Source organism: Sinorhizobium sp. 6-70 (assembly GCF_030124375.1).
Taxonomy (GTDB): Bacteria; Pseudomonadota; Alphaproteobacteria; order Rhizobiales; family Rhizobiaceae; genus Sinorhizobium.
This window is the reverse complement of sequence record NZ_JASKLS010000007.1, coordinates 157,330-179,510: the sequence shown is the minus strand read 5'-3', so window position 1 is coordinate 179,510 and position 22,181 is coordinate 157,330. Positions and strand designations below refer to the sequence as shown.

Annotated in this window: 18 protein-coding genes; 13 read left to right on the top strand and 5 right to left on the bottom strand. The window is 63.3% G+C overall.

The features are described from left to right. Positions 1-192: 192 nt before the first annotated feature. On the bottom strand, positions 193-1,227 hold the full coding sequence (locus QN222_RS15945) for an aspartate-semialdehyde dehydrogenase (RefSeq protein ID WP_283960580.1): 1,035 nt from the start codon (positions 1,225-1,227) through the stop codon (positions 193-195). Between the two features lie 164 nt (positions 1,228-1,391). On the opposite strand from QN222_RS15945, the gene QN222_RS15940 reads away from it, so the two are divergent. Together QN222_RS15940 and QN222_RS15935 are read left to right on the top strand one after the other, a co-directional pair. Further along, the gene (locus QN222_RS15940) at positions 1,392-1,685 is read left to right on the top strand and encodes a hypothetical protein (RefSeq protein ID WP_283960579.1); all 294 of its coding nucleotides are present in this window, start codon (positions 1,392-1,394) and stop codon (positions 1,683-1,685) included. A 102-nt stretch (positions 1,686-1,787) separates the two neighbouring features. Continuing rightward, positions 1,788-3,677, top strand: a complete 1,890-nt coding sequence (locus QN222_RS15935) for an MFS transporter (protein ID WP_284005498.1) — start codon at positions 1,788-1,790, stop codon at positions 3,675-3,677. Positions 3,678-3,779: 102 nt separating this feature from the next. Here the strand turns inward: QN222_RS15935 and QN222_RS15930 are convergent, their stop codons facing one another. Continuing rightward, complete coding sequence (locus QN222_RS15930; protein ID WP_284005497.1) at positions 3,780-4,478, bottom strand: phosphatase PAP2 family protein; 699 nt, start codon at positions 4,476-4,478, stop codon at positions 3,780-3,782. A 159-nt stretch (positions 4,479-4,637) separates the two neighbouring features. Further along, the gene (gene leuB / locus QN222_RS15925; RefSeq protein WP_283960868.1) at positions 4,638-5,750 is read right to left on the bottom strand and encodes a 3-isopropylmalate dehydrogenase; all 1,113 of its coding nucleotides are present in this window, start codon (positions 5,748-5,750) and stop codon (positions 4,638-4,640) included. Positions 5,751-6,133: 383 nt separating this feature from the next. Between leuB and QN222_RS15920 the strand changes: the two genes are divergently transcribed. Further along, positions 6,134-6,775 carry a LysE family translocator gene (locus tag QN222_RS15920; protein WP_283960869.1) on the top strand — a complete coding sequence of 214 codons (642 nt, stop codon included), beginning with the start codon at positions 6,134-6,136 and terminating at the stop codon, positions 6,773-6,775. A gap of 91 nt (positions 6,776-6,866) precedes the next feature. Next, a complete protein-coding gene (locus QN222_RS15915) occupies positions 6,867-8,954 on the top strand; it encodes a M3 family metallopeptidase (protein ID WP_283960870.1) in 2,088 nt (695 codons plus the stop codon). Here QN222_RS15915 and QN222_RS15910 read toward each other — a convergent pair. After that, a complete protein-coding gene (locus QN222_RS15910) occupies positions 8,951-10,123 on the bottom strand; it encodes a dihydrodipicolinate synthase family protein (protein WP_283960871.1) in 1,173 nt (390 codons plus the stop codon). The two genes, QN222_RS15915 and QN222_RS15910, sit on opposite strands and share 4 nt — an antisense overlap. A 314-nt stretch (positions 10,124-10,437) precedes the next feature. On the opposite strand from QN222_RS15910, the gene QN222_RS15905 reads away from it, so the two are divergent. From QN222_RS15905 to QN222_RS15885, 5 genes are read left to right on the top strand one after another with little or no spacing between them, the layout of a single operon-like run. Next, a complete protein-coding gene (locus QN222_RS15905) occupies positions 10,438-11,481 on the top strand; it encodes a LacI family DNA-binding transcriptional regulator (protein ID WP_283960872.1) in 1,044 nt (347 codons plus the stop codon). Next, positions 11,478-12,479, top strand: a complete 1,002-nt coding sequence (locus QN222_RS15900) for a Gfo/Idh/MocA family oxidoreductase (RefSeq protein WP_283960873.1) — start codon at positions 11,478-11,480, stop codon at positions 12,477-12,479. Before QN222_RS15905 ends, QN222_RS15900 begins: the two co-directional genes overlap by 4 nt. 5 nt (positions 12,480-12,484) lie before the next feature. After that, a complete protein-coding gene (locus tag QN222_RS15895) occupies positions 12,485-14,098 on the top strand; it encodes an acyl CoA:acetate/3-ketoacid CoA transferase (protein WP_283960874.1) in 1,614 nt (537 codons plus the stop codon). Next, positions 14,091-14,870, top strand: coding sequence for an enoyl-CoA hydratase/isomerase family protein (locus tag QN222_RS15890; protein ID WP_283960875.1), 780 nt, complete (start codon positions 14,091-14,093; stop codon positions 14,868-14,870). Before QN222_RS15895 ends, QN222_RS15890 begins: the two co-directional genes overlap by 8 nt. Next, a complete protein-coding gene (locus tag QN222_RS15885; RefSeq protein WP_283960876.1) occupies positions 14,870-16,378 on the top strand; it encodes an aldehyde dehydrogenase family protein in 1,509 nt (502 codons plus the stop codon). Before QN222_RS15890 ends, QN222_RS15885 begins: the two co-directional genes overlap by 1 nt. Positions 16,379-16,483: 105 nt before the next feature. Here the strand turns inward: QN222_RS15885 and QN222_RS15880 are convergent, their stop codons facing one another. Continuing rightward, a complete protein-coding gene (locus QN222_RS15880; RefSeq protein WP_283960877.1) occupies positions 16,484-17,554 on the bottom strand; it encodes a LacI family transcriptional regulator in 1,071 nt (356 codons plus the stop codon). A 342-nt stretch (positions 17,555-17,896) separates the two neighbouring features. On the opposite strand from QN222_RS15880, the gene QN222_RS15875 reads away from it, so the two are divergent. The 4 genes from QN222_RS15875 (at position 17,897) to QN222_RS15860 (ending at position 22,174) form a co-directional block, all read left to right on the top strand. After that, positions 17,897-19,129, top strand: a complete 1,233-nt coding sequence (locus QN222_RS15875; protein WP_283960950.1) for an ABC transporter substrate-binding protein — start codon at positions 17,897-17,899, stop codon at positions 19,127-19,129. A gap of 168 nt (positions 19,130-19,297) precedes the next feature. Then, on the top strand, positions 19,298-20,176 hold the full coding sequence (locus tag QN222_RS15870) for a sugar ABC transporter permease (protein WP_283960878.1): 879 nt from the start codon (positions 19,298-19,300) through the stop codon (positions 20,174-20,176). Next, a complete protein-coding gene (locus tag QN222_RS15865; protein WP_283960879.1) occupies positions 20,176-21,057 on the top strand; it encodes a carbohydrate ABC transporter permease in 882 nt (293 codons plus the stop codon). The genes QN222_RS15870 and QN222_RS15865 overlap by 1 nt, the downstream gene beginning before the upstream one ends. 4 nt (positions 21,058-21,061) lie before the next feature. Beyond that, complete coding sequence (locus QN222_RS15860; RefSeq protein WP_283960880.1) at positions 21,062-22,174, top strand: ABC transporter ATP-binding protein; 1,113 nt, start codon at positions 21,062-21,064, stop codon at positions 22,172-22,174. The last annotated feature ends 7 nt before the right edge of the window (positions 22,175-22,181 follow it).

Below are 22,181 nucleotides of genomic sequence, written 5' to 3'. Positions count from 1 at the left end.
GAAATACCCCGTCATTTGCCCGAACAATCGCTTGTCTTCAAAAATGCCGGCCCGTGCCGGCCCTGGTCCCGCGTCGCGGGATGTCATGTTTCACGTGAATCCGCCCCCAACATGTGCGGAAAAACCAATGGTAAGCCCCGCGGGTCCTGTTCGGACCGAGCGGGGCTTCAATTCAAGCCTGGGCGAGGCCGATCAAGCGGCCTGCTTGCGTGGCTTGACCAGGCCGCGGTTGACGAGCAATTCGGCGATCTGGATGGCATTGAGCGCGGCGCCCTTGCGCAGGTTGTCGGAGACGACCCACAGGTTGAGGCCGTTCTCGACGGTCGCGTCCTCGCGGATGCGCGAAATATAGGTCGCATCTTCGCCGGCGCATTCGTAAGGCGTCACGTAGCCGCCGTTCTCATGCTTGTCGACGACCAGGCACCCCGGCGCTTCGCGCAGGATGTCGCGCGCCTCATCGGCGGTAATCTCGTTCTCAAATTCGATATTGACCGATTCCGAATGGCCGATGAAGACGGGAACGCGCACGGCCGTGCAGGTCACCTTGATCTTCGGATCGAGCATCTTCTTGGTTTCCGCCAGAACCTTCCACTCTTCCTTGGTGTAACCGTCTTCCATGAACACGTCGATGTGCGGGATGACGTTGAAGGCGATACGCTTGGTGAACTTCTTGCTCTCGATCGGATCGGCGACAAAGACGGCACGGGTCTGGTTGAAGAGCTCGTCCATGCCATCCTTGCCGGCGCCGGAAACCGACTGATAGGTGGAAACGACGACGCGCTTGATTTTGGCGCGGTCATGCAGCGGCTTCAGCGCGACGACAAGCTGGGCCGTCGAGCAATTCGGGTTGGCAATGATGTTCTTCTTCGAGAAAAGGGTGATCGCGTCGGGGTTGACTTCCGGGACGATCAGCGGGACGTCGGCGTCGTAGCGCCAGGCGGAGGAATTGTCGATGACGACGCAGCCCTGCTGGCCGATCTTCGGCGAATACTTCTGCGAAACCGCGCCGCCGGCCGACATCAGGCAGATATCGGTGTCGGAGAAATCATAGGTTTCGAGGTTGGAGACCTTCAGCGTCTTGTCGCCATAGGAGACTTCGGTACCGATGGAGCGCGACGAGGCGAGCGCCACGACTTCATCGGCGGGAAAACCGCGTTCCGAAAGGATGTTCAGCATCTCCCGGCCGACATTGCCGGTGGCGCCTGCGACTGCAATCTTGAAACCCATGATCTAAGCTCTCTTTCTGTCTCTCCTCGTCTGGTGGAGGGGGAAGCCGCACGGGAGGGCCGCGAGGTTCCTGTCCCCGGCCTTACCGGGGAGAGAGCGGAGGGCCAGAGACGTCAGACGGTTTTCGTCGTCGTTTTGGCCGTTGTTTTGCTAGCGAGCGAGAAATGGCGAACTTGCCCGGCGACAGCGGCCGGCAAGATCAGCGCAGCGATGGACGGACCGTTCGGTCGCATGGCGGTTTCCTCGTTCGCCGCTGCTCATACGCGGTTTTCAGCAAGAGTCAAGCCAGTCAAACCGTCGCCGGCGTTTGCCGCGAGCGCTTCGCGGGCATGAATGCCGGAAAGAGCAAAAGCCGCGCCACACTTTTGCGTGATCCCGTTTCGGCGGCGCGCCCGATCGCCGCATTAGACCAAAGTCATAAGCCCAAAGCATCGCTGCCTCGCGCGCCACTTTTCTGACATCTTCATAAAAGGCGCACCACGTCCGGATGTTCAGGGAGGAACGTCGGATCGGGGAATGGGCGCTCCAATATGCCGATTTTGGAGTGGAGGATCATCAAAATGGCAAATGTCGCAACAGTGGACGGCGTAAAAGCCCGTCCCATGACCGGCGAGGAAAGGAAAGTTATCCTTGCTTCGTCGCTCGGTACCGTCTTCGAATGGTACGATTTCTATCTTTACGGTTCGCTTGCTATCTACATCGGCGCGACCTTCTTCAGCCAATATCCGACCACAACGCAGTCCATCTTCGCGTTGCTCGCCTTCGCGGCCGGCTTCCTGGTGCGCCCGTTCGGCGCGCTTGTTTTCGGCCGTCTCGGCGATCTCGTCGGCCGCAAATATACGTTCCTTGTCACCATTCTGATCATGGGCCTGTCGACCTTCCTGGTCGGTGTCCTGCCCGGTTCGGCCTCCATCGGCATCAGCGCGCCGATCATCTTGATCGGTCTGCGCCTGCTGCAGGGTCTGGCGCTCGGCGGCGAATATGGCGGTGCGGCGACCTACGTTGCCGAACACGCGCCGCATGGGCGCCGCGGCTACTTCACCTCGTGGATTCAGACGACGGCGACGCTCGGCCTCTTCCTGTCGCTGGTCGTGATCCTGCTCGTGCAGTTCGCGGTCGGCAAGGAAGCCTTCGCCGCGTGGGGCTGGCGCGTGCCGTTCCTGCTTTCCTGCGTGCTTCTCGGCGTCTCCGTCTGGATCCGCCTGAGGATGAACGAATCGCCCGCCTTCAAGAAGATGAAGGAAGAGGGCAAGGGCTCGAAAGCGCCCCTGACGGAAGCCTTCGGCCAGTGGAAGAATGCCAAGATTGCACTTCTGGCACTCTTCGGTGCGGTGGTCGGCCAGGCGGTCGTCTGGTACTCGGGCCAGTTCTACGCGCTCTTCTTCCTCACAGGTGTTTTGAAGGTGGATGGCCAGTCGGCCAACCTGATGGTGGCCGCCTCGCTGCTTCTCGGCACTGGCTTCTTCGTCGTCTTTGGCTGGCTGTCGGACAAGATCGGCCGCAAGCCGATCATCATGGCGGGCCTGCTGCTTGCCATGCTCACCTACTTCCCGCTGTTCAAGGCGCTGACCTGGGCCGGAAACCCGGCACTTGCCGAAGCGCAGGAGAACGTCCGCGCCACGGTTACCGCGGCCCCCGGGGGCTGCAATTTCCAGTTCAACCCGACGGGCGTGCAGAAGTTCACGAGCTCGTGCGACATCGCGACTGCATTCTTGACCAAGAACTCCGTTCCCTATGACGTCGTGAGCACTGCGGCGGCGGGAACACCGGCGACCGTCAAGATCGGCGAAACGACGATCACCAGCTACGATGCGGTTGCCGCCGGCGACAAGGCGAAGGCCGAGGACGCTGCCTTCAGCAAGAAGGTCAACATGGCGCTGCAGGCCTCCGGTTACCCGCTCGTGCGCGGCGTCGCCAAGGTGCCGGAAGCCAAGCTCGACGCCTTCGTTGCGGCCAATCCGGAACTGGCGCTCGACGCGGCTGCTGTCCGCGCCGGTGAAAAGACCATGGTACCAGCCGACAAGCTGATTGCCGACAAGCTGCTGACCAAGGAAGAAGTCGGCGGCGCCACCGAAATGGCGGTCTACTCGATCGACAAGGGCGGCGCCTTCACGATGGTGGCCGATCCGGCCCGCGTCGACTGGACGACGATCATCGCCGTGCTGACCGTCCTCGTCATCTATGTGACGATGGTTTACGGCCCGATCGCAGCCCTGCTGGTCGAACTCTTCCCGACCCGTATCCGCTACACCGGCATGTCATTGCCCTACCACATCGGCAACGGCTGGTTCGGTGGCCTGCTGCCGGCAACGGCCTTCGCGATGAGCGCAGCCCGGGGCGACATCTATTACGGCCTCTGGTACCCGATCGTCTTCGCAGGCATCACCCTGGTCATCGGCATGCTGTTCCTGCCGGAAACCAAGGACCGCGATATCCACGCAATGGATTGAGCGGCGATCCAAAATCACGAGGCGGGATGCGGGCGGAGACCCGTCCTCATCCCGCCGGCTAACTCTCCTGAACTCCGGCGCGGCTCGCTGCGCCGGTTTTTTTTATTTTTCCATTTGCCGGGGACGCGCTCTTTTCGGCGCCGGCCAGCCACCCGCGTCCAGCCGGAAGAGCCAGCCTTGCCGGGCAAAAACGAAGGCGACCACAATCGCGACCCAGAGGCCGAGCAGCAGGCCGGCGGCGACATCGCTCGGATAATGGGCGCCGACGATCACCCGCGAAAAGCCGAGCACCAGCGCCATTACCAGGAATAGCGGCCTTAGCTGCGGCACCAGCATCGCGAAGGCGCCGAAGAACGCGCCAGCGGCGGTCGAATGGCCGGAGGGGAAGCTTTCGAATAACCTGTCACCCGTGAAGGGTGTGAGGCTGTAGGCGCCGTAGTCGGCGAAGAGTTCCGGCCGCGCCCGGCCGATGAGGAATTTGAGCCCATGCACCAGCGTGCTCGCGGTTCCGACCGTCAGCAGGAAATAGGCGGAAAGGTTGCGCGCGGTTCGAGCCTTGTGCCGAACTGCATCTTGGCGCGAGGCGCGTCGGGCGATGTAGGCGATGAGCAGCAGGAAGGCCGAGACGTAGATCATCCAGGCGGCGCTGCCGATATCGGTGATCGTCCGGTTGAAATCGACGATCTCGTCCGGTAGGCCCTGCGCCCACTGCGATACTTGCGGATCGAGGGGGACCAGCGCCGGCACGAGAATTAGCGTCGTCAGCAGGATCCAGCCGGTGGAAGCAAGCGCCTGATTCATATCTGCCTTTTCCTTCGCATTTTCCTGCATGTGAAAGCGAGCGGGACGAAATCAAGACGTCAGCAAAGAAAAACACCCCCGGAATGCTCCGGAGGTGTTCCTGCATAAGTGCTTCCAATTAAGCGCGCGGCGCCGCGGTTCGGCGGGATTGTGGCCGGATCAGGCCGAAAGCGCCTTGAACTCGGCGAGGATCGCCTCGCCCATCTCGGCGGTCCCGACCTGGCGAGCGCCCTCGGCCATGATGTCGCCGGTGCGGATGCCCTTGTCGAGCACGTTGGCAATCGCCTTTTCCAGGTTGTCGGCTTCCTTCACGAGGTTGAAGGAATAGCGCAGGCACATGGCGAAGGAGGCGATCATGGCGATCGGGTTGGCGATGCCCTTGCCGGCAATGTCCGGTGCCGAGCCGTGCACGGGCTCGTAGAGCGCCTTGCGCTTACCCGTCTTGGGATCCGGCGCACCGAGCGAGGCGGAGGGCAGCATGCCGAGCGAACCGGTGAGCATGGCGGCGACGTCGGACAGCATGTCTCCGAACAGGTTGTCGGTGACGATCACGTCGAACTGCTTCGGCTGGCGTACGAGCTGCATGCCGCCGGCGTCCGCCAGCATGTGTTCCAGCTGCACGTCGGCAAATTTCGCCTTGTGCGTTTCGGTCACGACCTGGTTCCAGAGCACGCCCGACTTCATCACGTTGCGCTTTTCCATCGAGCAGACGCGGTTCTTGCGCGTGCGCGCCAGTTCGAAGGCGACGCCGGCGATGCGCTCGATTTCGTAGGTGTCGTAGACCTGGGTGTCGATGCCGCGCTTCTGCCCGTTGCCGAGGTCGATGATCTCCTTGGGCTCGCCGAAATAGACGCCGCCCGTCAGTTCGCGGACGATCAGGATATCGAGGCCTTCGACCAGTTCCGGCTTCAAAGAGGAGGCATTGGCAAGCGCCGGATAGCAGATGGCGGGCCTCAGATTGGCGAAGAGCTCCAGATCCTTGCGCAGGCGCAGGAGCCCGGCTTCCGGCCGCACCTCATAAGGCACCGCATCCCACTTCGGTCCGCCGACGGCGCCGAAGAGCACGGCATCGGCGGCAAGCGCCTTCGCCATGTCCCCTTCCGAAATCGCCGCGCCATGGGCGTCATAGGCGGAGCCACCCACAAGGCCCTCGTCCGTCACGAAGCCGGCATTAAGCTCGGCATTCATGTAGGCGATGATTTTGCGGACTTCCGCCATGGCTTCCGGACCGATGCCGTCGCCGGGCAGAAGGAAGAGATTGCGCACAGTCATAGGAAATCCTTCTCGAGGGGAAAAAGCTCGGGCGGGTTCTTAGCGCAACTTCGTATCGAGGGAAATCTTTGTAACGAAAGATTTGTGCGTCCGCTCCGTTGGTTCCCCGCGAAACAGGCGTGTTCGCCCGCCCGTGAGAGGATTGTCGAGCGGTAACCAAATCTTGTTCGCGCAAAGGCGAAGGAAAGACCCATGCGCAATTTCGCTCGGGCCGTTGCGGACCTGATCCGCGCCACGATCGACGCCCTCACCTTCCGCAACCATTCACGTGGCCGCTGACGTTGCCACAAATGCGGTATCGCCTTCCTGCTTCTCAACCCGTTTCCGCTTGACGGAACGACTGCCGGACGTTCGAATGGCGCCATTGAAACCGGGGATTCGAGATGTCCGAGACGCTTCTTGTCGGTGCCTTTCTCGCGGCGCTTTCCTATACGCTGATCCCCGGCCCCGCCTTCCTGGCGCTGCTTGGCATCGGTGCCGGCCAGGGCCGGAAGGCCGGCGCGCTCTTCATGGGCGGGCATCTCGCCGGCGACATCGTCTGGTCGACGCTGGCGCTTGTTGCGATCGTCGGTGCGCGATCGGTCGGCACGGCAATCTTCGACGTGCTCGGCCTTTTGTGCGGCGCCTACCTAGCGTGGATCGGCTGGACGGCGCTTCGCGCCCGGCCGAAGGGCGAGAACCGCGCATTGCTGACGGTGGAGCGACCGCTGCGCCGCGGCCTGATTTTCGGACTCACCAATCCCAAGGGCTATCCGGTGGCGCTGGCGACATTCACGGCGCTGCTTGCCGGTTCCGCCAATGCGCTCGAGTTCAACGCCCTGCCGATGCTGCTCGCCGTGTCGCTCATCGGTTTCCTCGTCGCCGACCTGATCTTGATCGCGATCATCGGCGCGTCCGTCGTCCGCCGTTTCTATCGCCGCCATGAGCTGGCCATCGTCCGGCTCTCGGGTCTTCTGTTCATCGGCTTCGCCGCGCAGGCGGTCTGGCATGCGGCGCCCGGTCTTTTCGGCGTGCGCAAGCCTTGACGTTGGTCAGATTGCCAACCACTTCAAACGTCTCCGCCGGCACGCCGACGCTCTCCTGCGTCTGCCGGTTCCGCATGCGAAAGGAATCCCGATGACTGCAAGCGCTTCGCTCAACCCTGCCCTGGTGAACTGGACCGGACACAAAGGCCTGCCGCGCTTCGATGCGGTTAAGGACGAGGATTTTGCTCCCGCCTTCGATGCGGCGCTCGCGGCGCACGAAGCGGAGATCGACGCGATCGCCCACAATCCGGAACCGCCGACCTTCGAGAACACCGTCGTCGCCCTTGAAATCGCCGGAGATGAGCTTTCGCGCGTCTCGGCGCTTTTTTGGAACAAGGCCGGCGCCCATACCAACGACGTGATCCAGGCGCTCGAACGCGAGATCGCGCCGAAGATGTCGCGGCACTATTCGAAGATCGGCATGAACCCGGCCCTGTTCAGCCGCATCGACAGGTTGTGGGAGAAGCGCGAAGAGCTCGGCCTCGACCTCGAGGCGACACGCGTCCTCGAGCGGCATTGGAAGGGCTTCGTCAAATCCGGCGCCAAGCTCGAAAAGCCCGAGCAGGAGCGTCTCGCCGCCATCAACGAGAAGCTTGCCGGCCTTGGCGCCAAGTTCGGCCAGAACGTGCTTGCCGACGAGAAGAACTGGGCGTTGTTTCTGACGAGCGACGAGGAACTCGCCGGCCTGCCGGAGTTCCTCAAGGATGCCATGGCGGCGGCGGCCCGCGACCGAGGCGAAGGCGGCAAATACGCGGTCACGCTCTCACGCTCGATCATCGAGCCGTTCCTGACCTTCTCGGACAATCGCGAGCTTCGCGAACAGGCGTTCAGGGCGTGGACGGCCCGCGGTGAAAACGGCGGCGAGACCGACAATCGCGGCATTATCGCCGAGACGCTGGCGCTCCGGGCCGAGAAGGCAAGGCTGCTCGGCTACGAGAATTTCGCGGCGCTGAAGCTCGACGACACCATGGCGAAGACATCGGATGCCGTGAACGGCCTGCTGATGCAGGTCTGGGAGAAGGCGGCGGTGCGCGCCCGCGAGGAAGAGGTGGATCTCGCCAAGCTGATCGCCGCCGAAGGCCGCAATCACGAGGTCATGCCGTGGGATTGGCGCCACTACGCGGAAAAACTGCGCGCCGAAAAATTCAGCTTCTCGGAAAGCGAGCTGAAGCCTTATCTCCAGCTCGAGAAGATCATCGATGCCTGCTTCGATGTCGCCAACCGCCTCTTCGGTGTAACGGCCACGGAGAAGAAGGGCGTTCCCGCCTATCATCCCGATGTCCGCGTCTTCGAGATCCGCGACGCCGCCGGCAGGCTGGCCGCGCTGTTCCTCGGCGATTATTTCGCCCGCTCCTCCAAGCGCTCCGGCGCCTGGATGAGTTCATTCCAGTCGCAGCACAGGCTGAAACTGAAGAATGGTGACGTCGGTGAAATCCCGATCGTCTACAATGTCTGCAATTTCGCGAAGCCCGCCGACGGCAAGCCGGCGCTGCTCTCGATCGACGACGCGCGCACGCTTTTCCACGAATTCGGCCATGCCCTCCACGGCATGCTCTCCAACGTCACCTACCCGTCCGTATCCGGCACCGGCGTTTCGCGCGATTTTGTAGAGCTGCCGTCGCAGCTCTACGAGCATTGGCTGACGGTGCCGGACATTCTGCGTACCTACGCGGTGCATTATCAGACCGGCGAGCCGATGCCCCAGGCCCTGCTCGACAAGGTGCTTGCGGCGAGAACCTTCAATTCCGGCTTCGCCACGGTCGAATTCACCTCCTCGGCGCTGGTCGACATGGCCTACCACACGGCGGAAAGCATCGCCGAGCCGATGGCGCTGGAAGCGGCGACGCTCGTAAAGATCGGCATGCCGAAATCGATCGTCATGCGCCACCGCAGCCCGCATTTCCTGCACGTCTTTTCCGGCGACGGCTATTCGGCCGGCTACTATTCCTACATGTGGTCGGAGGTGCTCGACGCCGACGCCTTCGCCGCCTTCGAGGAGACCGGCAACCCGTTCGATCCGCGGACGGCGCAGAAGCTCAAGGACAACATCTATTCGGTCGGCGGCTCGATAGATCCGGAGGATGCCTACAAGGCTTTCCGCGGCAAGCTGCCGAATCCGGATGCGATGCTGGCAAAGAAGGGGCTGGCGGCTGTAGCGCCGCCCTCGCCCGCCACTTAGTCTATCTGTTCGACGCCGAGCACAGCGAGAAAATTCCGCATCCGCGCCGCCGCGAGCTCCGGCTTGTCGAGCACATTGGCACCGTCGGCGAGGCGGAAGATATCGGCATAGTGCTGGAGCCCGCGGGCGGATTGCAGGCCGGCCGGCAGGGTGAAATGGCGCTGGTGGCCGTTCAGCCAGGCGAGGAAGACGACGCCGGCCTTGTAGTATTGCGTCGGCGCCTCGAAGATCTTGCGCGACAGGGGCACCGTCGGCTCGATCACGCCGCGGAAGGTGGCGGCATCGCCATCCGCCAAGGCGGCAAGCGCCTTCGAAGCCGAGGGGGCCACGGCGTCGAAGATGCCGAGCAGCGCGTGGCTGTATTTTTCGCCGTCCCCTTCGATCAGTTCCGCATAGTTGAAATCGTCGCCGGTGAAGCAGAGCACGCCCTCCGGAAGGCCGTTGCGCAGCGCCACTTCCTTGGTGTTGTCGAGCAACGAAATCTTGATGCCTTCCACCTTGGCGCTGTTCTCGGAGATGATCGACAGCACCGTTTCCAGCGCTTCCTCGAAATTCTCCGATCCCCAGTATCCCATTAGTTGCGGGTCGAACATGTCGCCGAGCCAGTGCAGCACGACCTTGTCCTTGGCCTGGCGCAGGATATGGCCGTAGACACGGCGGTAGTCGTCGGCCGATCGTGCAACGCGGGCCAGAGCGCGGCTCGCCATCATGATCGCCCGGCCACCCTCGGCCTCGACGAAGCCGATCTGCTCCTCATAGGCGGCGATGACGTCCTCGATCGAGCGCGCCGCGTCGGGAGACAGATGATCGGTGCCGGCGCCGCAGGCAAGATCGGCGCCCGGAACGCTCTTCGCTTCGGCAAGCGAACGGCGGATCAGCTCCTGCGCGTCCGGCCAGGCGAGCCCCATGCCGCGCTGGGCAGTGTCCATCGCCTCGGCGATGCGGAAGCCGAGGCTCCAGAGGTGATGGCGAAAGGCCATCGTCGCTTCCCAGTCGATTGCCGGCTTTCCCCACGGATCGCTGTCGCGGAACGGATCGGAAACGACATGCGCGGCCGCATAGGCGATGCGGTTGAAGGTCGGGACCTTTGCGGGCCGGGCAATTGGCGTTCCCTGGAGCCGGTAGTGTTCGAGCGAGCCGTCTTGGCGCGGCAGGAGCAGGCTGGTCATGAGCGTGAATCCTCCTCAGGTTTGCGCCATGGAATAATTTAGAACGTTCCAAATATCAAGGTGGAAATTGTCCATCGTGTCTGGTTGGGATTTGGTTTAGGTCACGCCCCAAGGGCCACCGCTCTTTGCCCGGGAGGGCTGGTTTGTGACTTAAGTCACGAAAGTATCGGCCATATTTTCGATTCTTGTCGGCCTGTCTGGTTCTCCAGAGCCGAGTGCGGGTCGCCAAAAAAGTGAACGGAAGCCTCTTGACGAGATTGGAACGTTCCAATTATTAAGTAGGAAAGAGATGAGCGCCGGTCGGGAGGGTATCGATGGCAAAGGAGCGGGTCACGGTTATCGACATTGCGCGCGCCGCCGGCGTGTCGAAGTCGACCGTGTCGCTCGTCCTGCAGGGTAGCCCTCTCGTCAACGAGGCGACGCGGGCCAAGGTGAACGCAGTGATCCGCGAGCTCGGCTATGTCTACAATCGCAGCGCCGCCAACCTGCGCCAGGCGAAATCGAAGATCATCGGCATCGTCGTCAACGATCTGACCAACAGCTTCTTCGCGGAACTCGCCGTCGGCGTCGATGCCGTCGTGCAGTCCGCGGGCTTCGTGCAGTTCCTCGCCAACACCGGCGAGAAGAGCGAGCGCCAGCGCGAGGTCATCGCCTCGATGCGCGAGCACGGCGTGTCGGGGCTCATCATCTCGCCGGCACGCGGAACGGAAGCCGCCGATCTCGCGCCGCTTGTCGAGAGCGGCATTCCCGTGGTGCTCGTCGTGCGCGACATTGCCGGGGCGGGCGTTTCATCATTGATCTCGGACAATCGCGCCGGCGCGCTGGCGGCCGTCCGCCACCTGATCGCGCGGGGCCACCGCCGCATAGCCTTTCTCGGCGGCTTTGCCGATACCGCAGTCTTCGAGGCGCGCGTGCGCGGCTATCGCGACGCGCTCCGCGAGGCGGGCCTTAAAGCCGGAGATGACCTCGTCGTCGGCTCCGCGCCGTCGCGTGCTGGCGGCGTGACCGCGATCGAGCAGGCGATGATGCTGGAGGATCGGCCGACCGCGGCGCTCTGCTTCAACGACGCCGTCGCCTTCGGGGTCTGCGACGGCTTGCGGGCGCGGCGGCTGGAGCCGGGCGCGGATTTTGCCGTGATCGGCTTCGACGACGTCATCGAGGCGAAGACCGCCGTGCCGGCGCTCACGACGGTCTCTGTCGATCCGCAGGGCATGGGCGAGCGTGCTGCGGAACTTCTGTTGAAGCAGATCAAGGCGGGTCGCGCGGAACCAGAGGCAATTGTCAGTCCGGTGCGGCTCGTCATTCGCCAGAGTTGTGGGGCCGCCGTCGAACGCAGAATGAAGGAGGTTTCGTCATGATTCGCTGGGGATTGATCGGTGCGAGCACGATCGCGCACGAATGGCTGATCGGCGCCATCCGCGCCGCGGGCGGAGAGGCGGTCTCGGTTATGAGCTCGAGCGAGGAACGCGGGCAGGCCTATGCGGCGGAAAACGGCATCGCCAAGGCCGTCACCAGCGTCGCTGACCTCGTCGGCGATCCGGACGTCGACGCCGTCTACATCTCCACCACCAACGAACTGCATCACGACCAGGCGCTGGCGGCAATCCGCGCCGGAAAACACGTGCTCTGCGAAAAGCCGCTGGCGATGAATCTCAACGACGCCTGCGAAATGGTTCTGACCGCGTGCGAGGCCGGTGTCGTGCTCGGCACCAACCATCACTTGCGCAATGCCGCGACCCATCGCGCAATGCGCGATGCAATCGCTGCCGGCAGGATCGGCAGGCCGATCGCCGCGCGTGTCTTTCACGCCGTCTATCTGCCGCCGCATCTCCAGGGTTGGCGGCTCGACAGGCCGGAAGCGGGCGGCGGCGTTATCCTCGACATCACCGTGCACGACGCCGACACGCTGCGCTTCATTCTGAACGACGACCCGCTGGAAGCCGTGGCGATCAGCCATAGCGCCGGCATGGGCAAGGAGGGGCTTGAGGACGGCGTCATGGGGGTCTTACGCTTCCGCTCAGGCGTCATCGCCCAGTTCCACGATGCCTTCACGACGAAATATGCCGAGACCGGGCTCGAAGTGCACGGCACTGAAGGTTCGTTGATCGGCCGCAACGTGATGACGCAGCGGCCGGTCGGTACCGTCGTGCTGCGCAACGAAGAGGGCGAGAGCGAACTGCCGCTCGACCACAGCAATCTCTACGAAACGGCGCTTTCCGCTTTCCATGCGGCAATCGAAGGCAAGGGCGCGCCCTCCGCCACCGGCGAAGACGGCGTTTGGTCGCTGGCGACCGGCCTTGCGGTGCTGAAGGCGGCGGCGACCGGCACGGCGGCGGCAATCGAAACGGGACTTTGAATTCGATGAACAAACATATTTCACCGGCGGAAGCGGCAGCCCTGATACCGGACGGCGCGGTCGTTTCAGTCTCTTCCTCCAGCGGCCTCGGCTGCCCGGACCTGATGCTGAAGGCGATCGGCGAGCGCTTCGACACGACCGGCCATCCGCGCGACCTGACGACGCTGCATCCGATCGCAGCCGGCGACATGAGTGGGATCAAGGGCGTCGACTACATCGCCAAGAAGGGCTTACTGAAAAAGATCATCGGCGGATCCTACCCATCCGGTCCGTCGAGCGCCGAGCCGCCGGCGATCTGGCAGATGATCGGCGCCAACGAGGTGGCGGCCTACAACATTCCGTCCGGCATTCTCTTCGACATGCATCGCGAGGCGGCGGCCAAACGGCCAGGCGTCGTGACCAAGATCGGGCTCGACACTTTCGTCGATCCTTCGCGCGAAGGCTGCGCCATGAACGCGTCCGCTGCGGCGGAGCCGGTGGTGAAAAAGATCGCGTTCGAGGGCGAGGACTGGCTCTATTTCAAGGCGATCGCACCCCAGGTGGCGATCATCCGGGCAACGACGGCGGACGAGCGCGGCAATCTCACCTACGAGCATGAGGGCGCTTATCTCGGCGGGCTCGATCAGGCCCTCGCCGCCCGCAACAATGGCGGCATCGTCATTGCCCAGGTCAAACGCATCACCAAGGAAGGCTCGCTGAAACCCCATGACGTGCGCGTCCCGGGCGTGCTGGTCGACTATGTGGTCGTCGATCCGGACCAGAAGCAGACGACGCAGACGCTCTACGATCCCGCCATTTCCGGCGAGATTTTCCGTCCGCTCGACAGCTTCCGCGTTCCCGAATTCAGCATCCAGAAGGTGATCGCCCGGCGCGTCGCGCAGGAGCTCGAAACGGGCAGCGCCGTCAATCTCGGCTTCGGCATTTCCGCCAATGTACCGCGGATCCTGCTGGAGGAAGGGCTGCACGGCGCGGTCACCTGGGTGATCGAGCAGGGGGCGGTCGGCGGCGTACCGCTTCTCGATTTCGCCTTCGGCTGCGCGTCGAATGCCGACGCCTTCATGCCGTCGCCCTATCAGTTCACCTATTTCCAAGGCGCCGGCTTCGACGCGTCGCTGCTTTCGTTCCTCGAAATCGATCGCACCGGCTCGGTCAACGTGTCGAAACTCAGCTTCCGGCCGCACGTGACGGCGGGCGCGGGCGGTTTCGTCGACATCACCGCGCGGGCGAAGAAGATCGTCTTCTCCGGTATGTTCAATGCCGGCGCGAAACTCTCGGTCGCCGACGGCAGGCTTGTCATCGAGCGGGAAGGCAAGCTGAAGAAACTCGTCAATGCGGTCGAGCACGTCACCTTCTCCGGGCGCCGGGCGGTAGAGCAGGGGCAGGACGTCACCTATGTTACCGAGCGTTGCGTGATGAAGCTGACGGCCGAGGGCATCGTGCTCACCGAAATCGCGCCCGGTGCGGACCTGCAGGAACATATCCTCGACCAATCGGAATTCCCGCTGATCGTGTCCGACCGGCTGAAGCAGATGGATAGCGCGCTGTTCCACGAGGCGCCGCTCGGTCTGAGGCTGCCGGCGAAGGCCGCCCGGAAGATTGCGGGAGGCGCGAATGGCTGACGAACGCATCCGGATCGAAGTCGAAGGCGCGGTCGCAATCATGACCGTGGCGAGGCCCGAAAAACTCAACGCCTTCGACATCGATATGCTGAAGGCGCTCGCTGCCGCCTGCGACACGGTCGAGGCGAACCGCGATGTGCGCGTCGCCATCCTGACCGGCGAGGGCAAGGCATTTTCCGCCGGCGGCGACATCAAGGCCTGGGGCGGCATGGATGCCGCGGCTTTCGGCCATGAGTGGGTGCGCTTCGGCCACCGTGTCTTCGAGCGGCTCGCGACGCTCCGCATGCCGGTGATCGCGGCGCTTAACGGTCACGCGCTCGGCGGCGGGCTGGAACTGGCAGCGGCGGCGGACATCCGCATCGCCGAACGCCAGGTGAAGATCGGCCTTCCCGAAACGAGCCTCGGCATGGTGCCGGGCTGGTCCGGCACGCAGCGCCTGGTCTCCCGCTTCGGCGCGCAGATCGTGCGCCGCATGGTGCTTGGCGGCGAGATGTTTTCAGCGGAGGAGGCGAAGGCCGAAGGGCTGGTCGATGCGGTGGTCGAGATGGGCAGCGTGATGGTCGCGGCGCGGGACTATGCCGGCCGCATCGGAAGCCGCGGGCCGGCGGCGCTGGAAGTATCAAAGCTGATGATCGCTTCGGCGAATGGCGAGGACAAGGGGGCTGCGGTCGAGGCGCTCGGCTCGATCCTTGTCGCCAAGACCGGCGATCTCAGGGAGGGCGTCGCGGCCTTCAGTGAAAAGCGCGAAGCGCGCTTCAAGGGAGAATGGTGATGACGGTTCTGGTGAAACCCAAAGCGCTCGGCGATTACAAGGTTCGCGAATTCCGGATGCTGATCGACGGCAAGTGGGTCGACGGCGCCGAAGGCCGCACGATCGAGCGGGTGGCGCCCGGTCACGGCGTGACCGTCAGCCGCTACCAGGCGGCGACGAAGGTGGATGCGGAGCGGGCCATCGCGGCGGCAAGGCGTGCCTTCGATGACGGCCCTTGGCCGCGCATGACCGCGTCGGAGCGCTCGCTCGTCCTGCTGCGCGCCGCCGACATGATCGCCGCGCGCGCCGATGAGCTCGCCTTTCTCGATGCAATCGAGTCCGGCAAGCCGATCAGCCAGGCCAAGGGCGAATTGGCGGGAGCCGCCGATATCTGGCGCTATGCCGCAGCGCTCGCCCGCGATCTTTCCGGCGAAAGCTATAATACGCTCGGGGACGGCACACTCGGCGTCGTGCTGCGCGAGGCGATCGGCGTCGTGTCGATCATCACGCCCTGGAACTTCCCCTTCCTGATCGTCAGCCAGAAGCTGCCGTTTGCGCTCGCCGCCGGCTGCACGACGGTGGTGAAACCGTCGGAGCTCACCTCCGCCTCGACGCTCGTTCTCGGTGAAATTCTCGAGGCGGCGGGCGTGCCAGCCGGTGTCGTCAACATCATCGTCGGCACGGGACCGGAGGCCGGTGCGCCGCTGACGAGCCATCCGGACGTCGACATGGTCTCCTTCACCGGCTCGACCGGGGTCGGCCGGCTGACGATGGCGAACGCGGCGCAGACCCTGAAGAAGGTCTCGCTCGAACTCGGCGGCAAGAACCCGCAGATCGTCTTTCCCGACGCCAATCTCGACGAGTTCATCGATGCCGCCGTCTTCGGCGCCTATTTCAACGCCGGCGAATGCTGCAATGCCGGTTCGCGTCTGATCCTGCATCGTGACATCGCCGATGAGGTGACGGTGCGCATCGCCAGCCTCTCGGCAAAAGTAAAGGTCGGCGATCCGCTCGATCCCGAAACGCAGGTGGGGGCGATCATCACGCCGCAGCACCTCGAAAAGATTGCCGGCTATGTTTCTTCGGCCTCGAGCGATGGCGCGACCGTCGCCCATGGCGGTGCGGCACTCGATCTCGGTATCGGCCAGTTCATGGCGCCGACCATCCTTTCTTCCGTCAGGCCGGAAATGGCGGTCGCCCGCGAAGAAGTTTTCGGGCCGGTCCTGTCCGTCCTCACCTTCGAGACGACGGAGGAGGCGATCCGGATCGCCAACTCCATCGATTACGGGCTTTCGGCCGGCGTTTGGAGCCGCGATTTCGATACGTGTCTCACCATCGGACGGCGCGTGCGCGCCGGCACGATCTGGATGAACACCTTCATGGATGGCGCGTCGGAGCTGCCCTTCGGCGGCTACCGTCAGTCGGGCCTTGGCCGGGAGCTCGGGCGGCACGCGGTCGAGGACTATACCGAGACCAAGACGCTCAACATGCATATCGGCCAGCGCACCAACTGGTGGATGCCGCGCTGAGGCGGATTGGGAGGGGAGTTGAACATGCGGACGCGGAAGGCAGGCGCGGAGAGGATCGGGAGGCGATTTTCGCATGCCCGTGCGCTTTGGCCTGTCGCGCCGGGGTCAGTCTGCAACGCTCGCCGGTTGCGTCTCGAAGGGAAGTTCGGGGTTCAGCAGCAACTGCAGTTCGTTGATGTTCGTGCTGCCGGCGATGCGGCGCAGGAGGATGCGGCCCATATGCTCGCCGGTCGCGGTCAGGTCCTCGTAGATCGTGTCGACCCGCGGCTGGATTGCGCTCAGCAACTGCGACGTCTGCTTGGCGACGATGTCGTATTCGAGCCCAAGCGTCAGGCCGCAGTCGGTCATGCCGGTGATCGTCGCGAGCGCGCAGACCTCGCCGCCGCAGGCAAAGCCGTCCGGCGGGTCCTTCTCGGCGTAGCGCCGGCGGATGCGGTCGCGGATTGCGCCCGCCGGGCAATCGAGATCGATGTCGGAAAGGATTTCATAGGCGCAGCCGGCCTCGCGCACCGCGGTCATGAAGCCGTGCTGGATGTGGCCGGCGAATGTGTAGCCCGCGGGTCCGCTGATCAGCGCCAGCCTGCGCCGTCCCTTGGCGATCAGCCGGCGCGTCGCTTCGTAGGCGAAAGTGAAATTGTCGTAGTCGACGAAGGGGTGCGCGGTCGCGAGTTCGGTGCGGCCGTGCGTGACGAAAGGAAAGCCGTTCTCGGAGAGCAGCATGACCCGCGGGTCGAGTGGCTCCGTTCGCGAGAAGATCAGGCCGTCCGCCATGCTGTTGCGGATGATGTAGTTGATCGCATCGATGTTTGCCGCATTGAGAAAATTCGGCATGACGATCAGGTGATACGCCGTGCCCTGCAGCGCCTTGGCGATGCCGGCCATCACGGAGGTTCCGTATCCCAGAATTTCCTCGTGCGGCTCAAGCAGGATCGCAATAACATTGGTGCGACCGGTTTTCAGGCGCTGGGCGGCGCGGTCCGGCGAGTAACCGATATCGAGCGCCACCTGACGCACACGGTTGCGCGTCTCGATCGAGATTTGCGGGGCGTTGGCGAGCGCCCGCGACACCGTCGTGACAGCAAGGCCGGTAATGTCCGCTATGGTGCGCAGCGTCGGCTTGCCGCGACTGTTTGCCGGGCCGGCGCCGGCACTGACGGGTTTGGAGCGAGCGGCCAATGGTTCCTTCCTGCGAACGATCAAGAGCGGTTTTGTAACGTGACGCGAACCGTTAGGCAATCGTATGATGAAAACGTTTTAAATAGATCGAAGGAGCCGGATTTGTTGCGTTGCACCATATCCGCGATGCCGTATAATCCAGCAAATTCAGGCTGTTTAGGTGGCGCGGCGGTGGAAACACCCCGTGCGCTTGACTTGGCGGTATTTGTAACGTTTTAAATTGGCCGGGCGGCGCACGCCGCAGGCCCATTGCCGACCGGCGAAGACGGGTGGCATCCAATAAGGCGGGAGGAGATTCCGCTTCGGTAACTTGCAAACGGGAGGATAACGATGCGCAAGTTGATGACGACGACGGCTGTTGCAGCACTGATGTTGGCGGCGACGGCCGCGCGCGCAGCAGAAAACGTGGAAGTGTTGCACTGGTGGACGTCCGGTGGCGAGGCTGCGGCACTCGACGTTCTGAAAAAGGACCTGGAAGGCAAGGGCATCGGCTGGACCGATATGCCGGTCGCCGGCGGCGGCGGCACGGAAGCCATGACCGTGCTTCGCGCCCGCGTCACCGCCGGTAACGCTCCGACCGCGGTGCAGATGCTCGGCTTCGACATCCTCGACTGGGCGAAGGAAGGCGCACTCGGCAACCTCGACGACATTGCTGGCAAGGAAGGCTGGGACAAGGTCGTTCCGTCCGCGCTGCAGCAATTCTCGAAGTATGACGGCCACTGGATCGCTGCCCCGGTCAACGTCCATTCGACGAACTGGGTCTGGATCAACAAGGCCGCCCTTGACAAGGCTGGCGGCAAGGAGCCGACGAACTGGGATGAGCTGATCGCGCTGCTCGACAAGTTCAAGGAGCAGGGCATCACGCCGGTCGCCCACGGTGGTCAACCCTGGCAGGATGCGACGATCTTCGACGCCGTCGTGCTCTCGCTCGGTAACGACTTCTACAAGCAGGCCTTCATCGACCTCGACCCGGCAGCGCTCGGCGGCGACAAGATGAAGGAAGCTTTCGACCGCATGACGAAGCTGCGCTCCTATGTCGACGACAACTTCTCTGGCCGCGACTGGAACCTCGCCTCGGCGATGGTTATCGAAAACAAGGCCGGCCTGCAGTTCATGGGCGACTGGGCCAAGGGTGAATTCCTGAAGGCGAAGAAGGTGCCGGGTACCGATTTCGTCTGCATGCGCTTCCCGGGAACGCAAGGCTCCGTCACCTTCAACTCCGACCAGTTCGCGATGTTCAAGGTCTCGGATGACAAGGTTCCGGCCCAGCTGCAGATGGCCTCCGCCATCGAAAGCCCGACCTTCCAGTCGGCCTTCAACGTAGTCAAGGGATCAGTTCCGGCCCGCACCGATGTTCCGGACACCGACTTCGACGCCTGCGGCAAGAAGGGCATCAAGGATCTTGCGGAAGCAAACGCCAATGGCACCCTCTTCGGTTCCATGGCCCATGGCCATGCCAATCCGGCCTCCGTCAAGAACGCGATTTACGACGTCGTGACCCGCCAGTTCAACGGCGAGCTCAGCTCGGAAGACGCGGTGAAGGAACTCGCCGCGGCGGTCGAGGCCGCGAAGTAACGGGCCTGGTTGCCCGGTCCGGGATGCTTGCGAGCGTCCCGGACACCGTTACGGAAATGAAAGCGTCTTCGAAGCGCCGCGCCACCGCGGACGCAAGGAGAGGTTTTGAGACTTCAAACCTGTGCAGGATGCCGGCGGGGTATCCTGCGCCAGAAGTGGTGAACGACCATGGATAGCCGCAGCCGGTTGCAGGAACTGGTGCCCAAGCTGGTACTGGCCCCGAGCTTCCTTATCGTCCTGATCTTTGTCTACGGCTTCATAGCCTATACCGGCTTCCTGTCGATGACCGACAGCAAGATGCTGCCGTCCTACAATTTCGTCGGCTTGTTGAACTTCAGCAGGCTCTGGGCCTTGCCGCACTGGTGGCGGGCGGTCAGCAACCTCGCGATCTTCGCGTCGCTCTATATCGTCATCTGCTCGGTGCTGGGCCTGGCGCTCGCCATCCTGCTCGACCAGAAGATTCGGGCGGAAGGGTTCCTTCGGCCGATTTATCTCTACCCGATGGCGCTGTCCTTCATCGTCACGGGAACGGCCTGGAAGTGGTTTCTCGATCCCGGCATCGGGCTTGAGAACACCATGCATCTCTGGGGTTGGGAAAGCTTTTCCTTCAACTGGATCAAGGACCGCAACTTCGCGATCTACTGCGTCGTCATTGCAGCAGTCTGGCAGTCGACCGGCTTCATCATGGCGATGTTCCTCGCAGGCCTGCGCGGCGTCGACAACGAAATCATCAAGGCGGCGCAGATCGACGGGGCGACGACCCCGACCATCTATCGGCGGATCATCATTCCGTTGATGCGGCCCGTGTTCCTCTCGGCCTTCGTCGTCCTCGCCCACCTGGCGATCAAGGCCTATGACCTGATCATCGCGCTGACGGGCGGCGGGCCGGGGCAGGCGACCGAGCTACCGGCGACCTTCATGTATTCCTACACCTTTACCCGCAACCAGATGGGCATCGGCGCGTCCTCGGCGATCATCATGCTGATCATGATCTTCTCGATCATCATTCCCTACCTCTATTCCGAAATCCGGGGAGGAAAACGCTGATGCGCGCGCCCAATCCCGACAATGTCATCTCGCACAACCGCCTGACGCGGGCATTGATCTACACGGCGCTGATCATCTTCGCGCTCTATTCGCTGCTGCCGCTCTACGTGATGGTGGTGAATTCGCTGAAGCCGCTCGACGAGATCCGCCAGGGCGGCATGCTGAACCTGCCGCAGAGCTGGACGGTCGAACCCTGGCTTTCAGCCTGGTCGACGGCGCAGATCGGCGTTCAGCCGACAGGGCTGCGCCCCTTCTTCATCAACTCGATCCTGATGGTGGTTCCCGCGGTCGCCATCTCGACGGTCGTCGGCGCGCTCAACGGCTACGTCCTGACCAAGTGGCGCTTTCCGGGTGCCAATATCTTCTTCGGCATGCTGCTGCTCTCCTGCTTCATCCCGTTCCAGATCGTGCTGATCCCGATGGCGCGTATCCTCGGAGTCCTCGGCCTCGCTGGTTCGATCTGGGGGCTGATCCTCGTGCACGTGGTCTATGGCATCGGTTTCACGACGCTCTATTTCCGCAATTACTACGAGGCCTTCCCGACCGAGCTGGTGCGCGCAGCGCAGATCGACGGCGCCGGCTTCTTCCAGATCTTCCGGCGGATCATGCTGCCGTCCTCGGGGCCGATCATCGTCGTCTCGGTCATCTGGCAGTTCACCAATATCTGGAACGACTTCCTGTTCGGCGCCTCGTTCTCGGGCCCCTTCTCGACGCCGATGACGGTCGCGCTCAACAACCTCGTGAGCTCGTCGACCGGGGTCAAGGAATACAACGTTCACTTCGCAGGCGCGATCCTCGCCGCCCTGCCAACGCTCGTCGTCTACATCGTGTCCGGCCGCTACTTCGTCCGCGGGCTGATGTCCGGTGCCGTGAAAGGATAAGCTCATGTCATTCTTGAAAATCAGCAACCTGCGCAAGTCCTACGGCTCGCTTGAGATTCTCAAGGACATCAATATCGAGATCGAACGGGGCGGATTCCTGGTGCTCGTCGGCCCGTCCGGCTGCGGCAAGTCGACCCTCTTGAACACGATCGCGGGCCTGGAGCCGATCACCTCGGGCGACATCGCCATCAACGGTCGGTCTGTCTCGGGGCTGCACCCGTCGAAGCGCGACATCGCCATGGTGTTCCAGTCCTACGCGCTCTACCCGAACATGACGGTCGCCGGGAACATCGCCTTCGGCATGGAGATCCGCGGCGTGCCGAAAGAAGAGCGCGAGAAGGCGATCCGCCAAGTCGCCGACATGCTGCAGATCGGTCACCTGCTCGACCGCAAGCCGAGCCAGCTCTCCGGAGGCCAACGCCAGCGCGTCGCGATGGGCCGCGCGCTGGTGCGCAATCCGCAGGTCTTCCTCTTTGACGAGCCGCTCTCGAACCTCGACGCAAAACTCCGCGTCGACATGCGCACCGAGATCAAACGCCTGCACAACCGCATGAAGACGACGATCGTCTACGTGACGCACGACCAGATCGAGGCAATGACGCTCGCCACGAAGATAGCCGTCTTGCGGGACGGCGTCCTGCAGCAGTTCGGATCGCCGGCCGAGATCTACAACAACCCCGCCAACATGTTCGTCGCCGATTTCATGGGATCGCCGGCGATGAACCTGTTGAACGCCCGCATTGAAAAGGCTGGCTCCGATGTTGCGGTCACGCTGGCGCGGCCAAACGCCGAGCCATTGAAGCTCGCCGTGCCGCACAACGGCGCCTTGTCGGCCTATGCCGGCAAGGAAGTCGTCTTCGGCATCCGTCCGGAGGCCCTGACCGACCCGGACGGCGCGGATCGCAATGCCAAGTTCGTCGCCGAGGGCGATTGCCTGATCGAAGTGGTCGAGCCGGCCGGCTCCGACACTTTTGCCGTCACCCGCCTCGGCGGCAAGGAGATCGTCGCCCGCCTCAGGGCCGACGCGCGCATCGCGCCGGGTCAGACGTCGCGGCTCGCCTTCAATCTCGACAAGGCGGTGTTCTTCGACCCGCAGAGCCAGATGCGGATCGCTTGAGCATGGC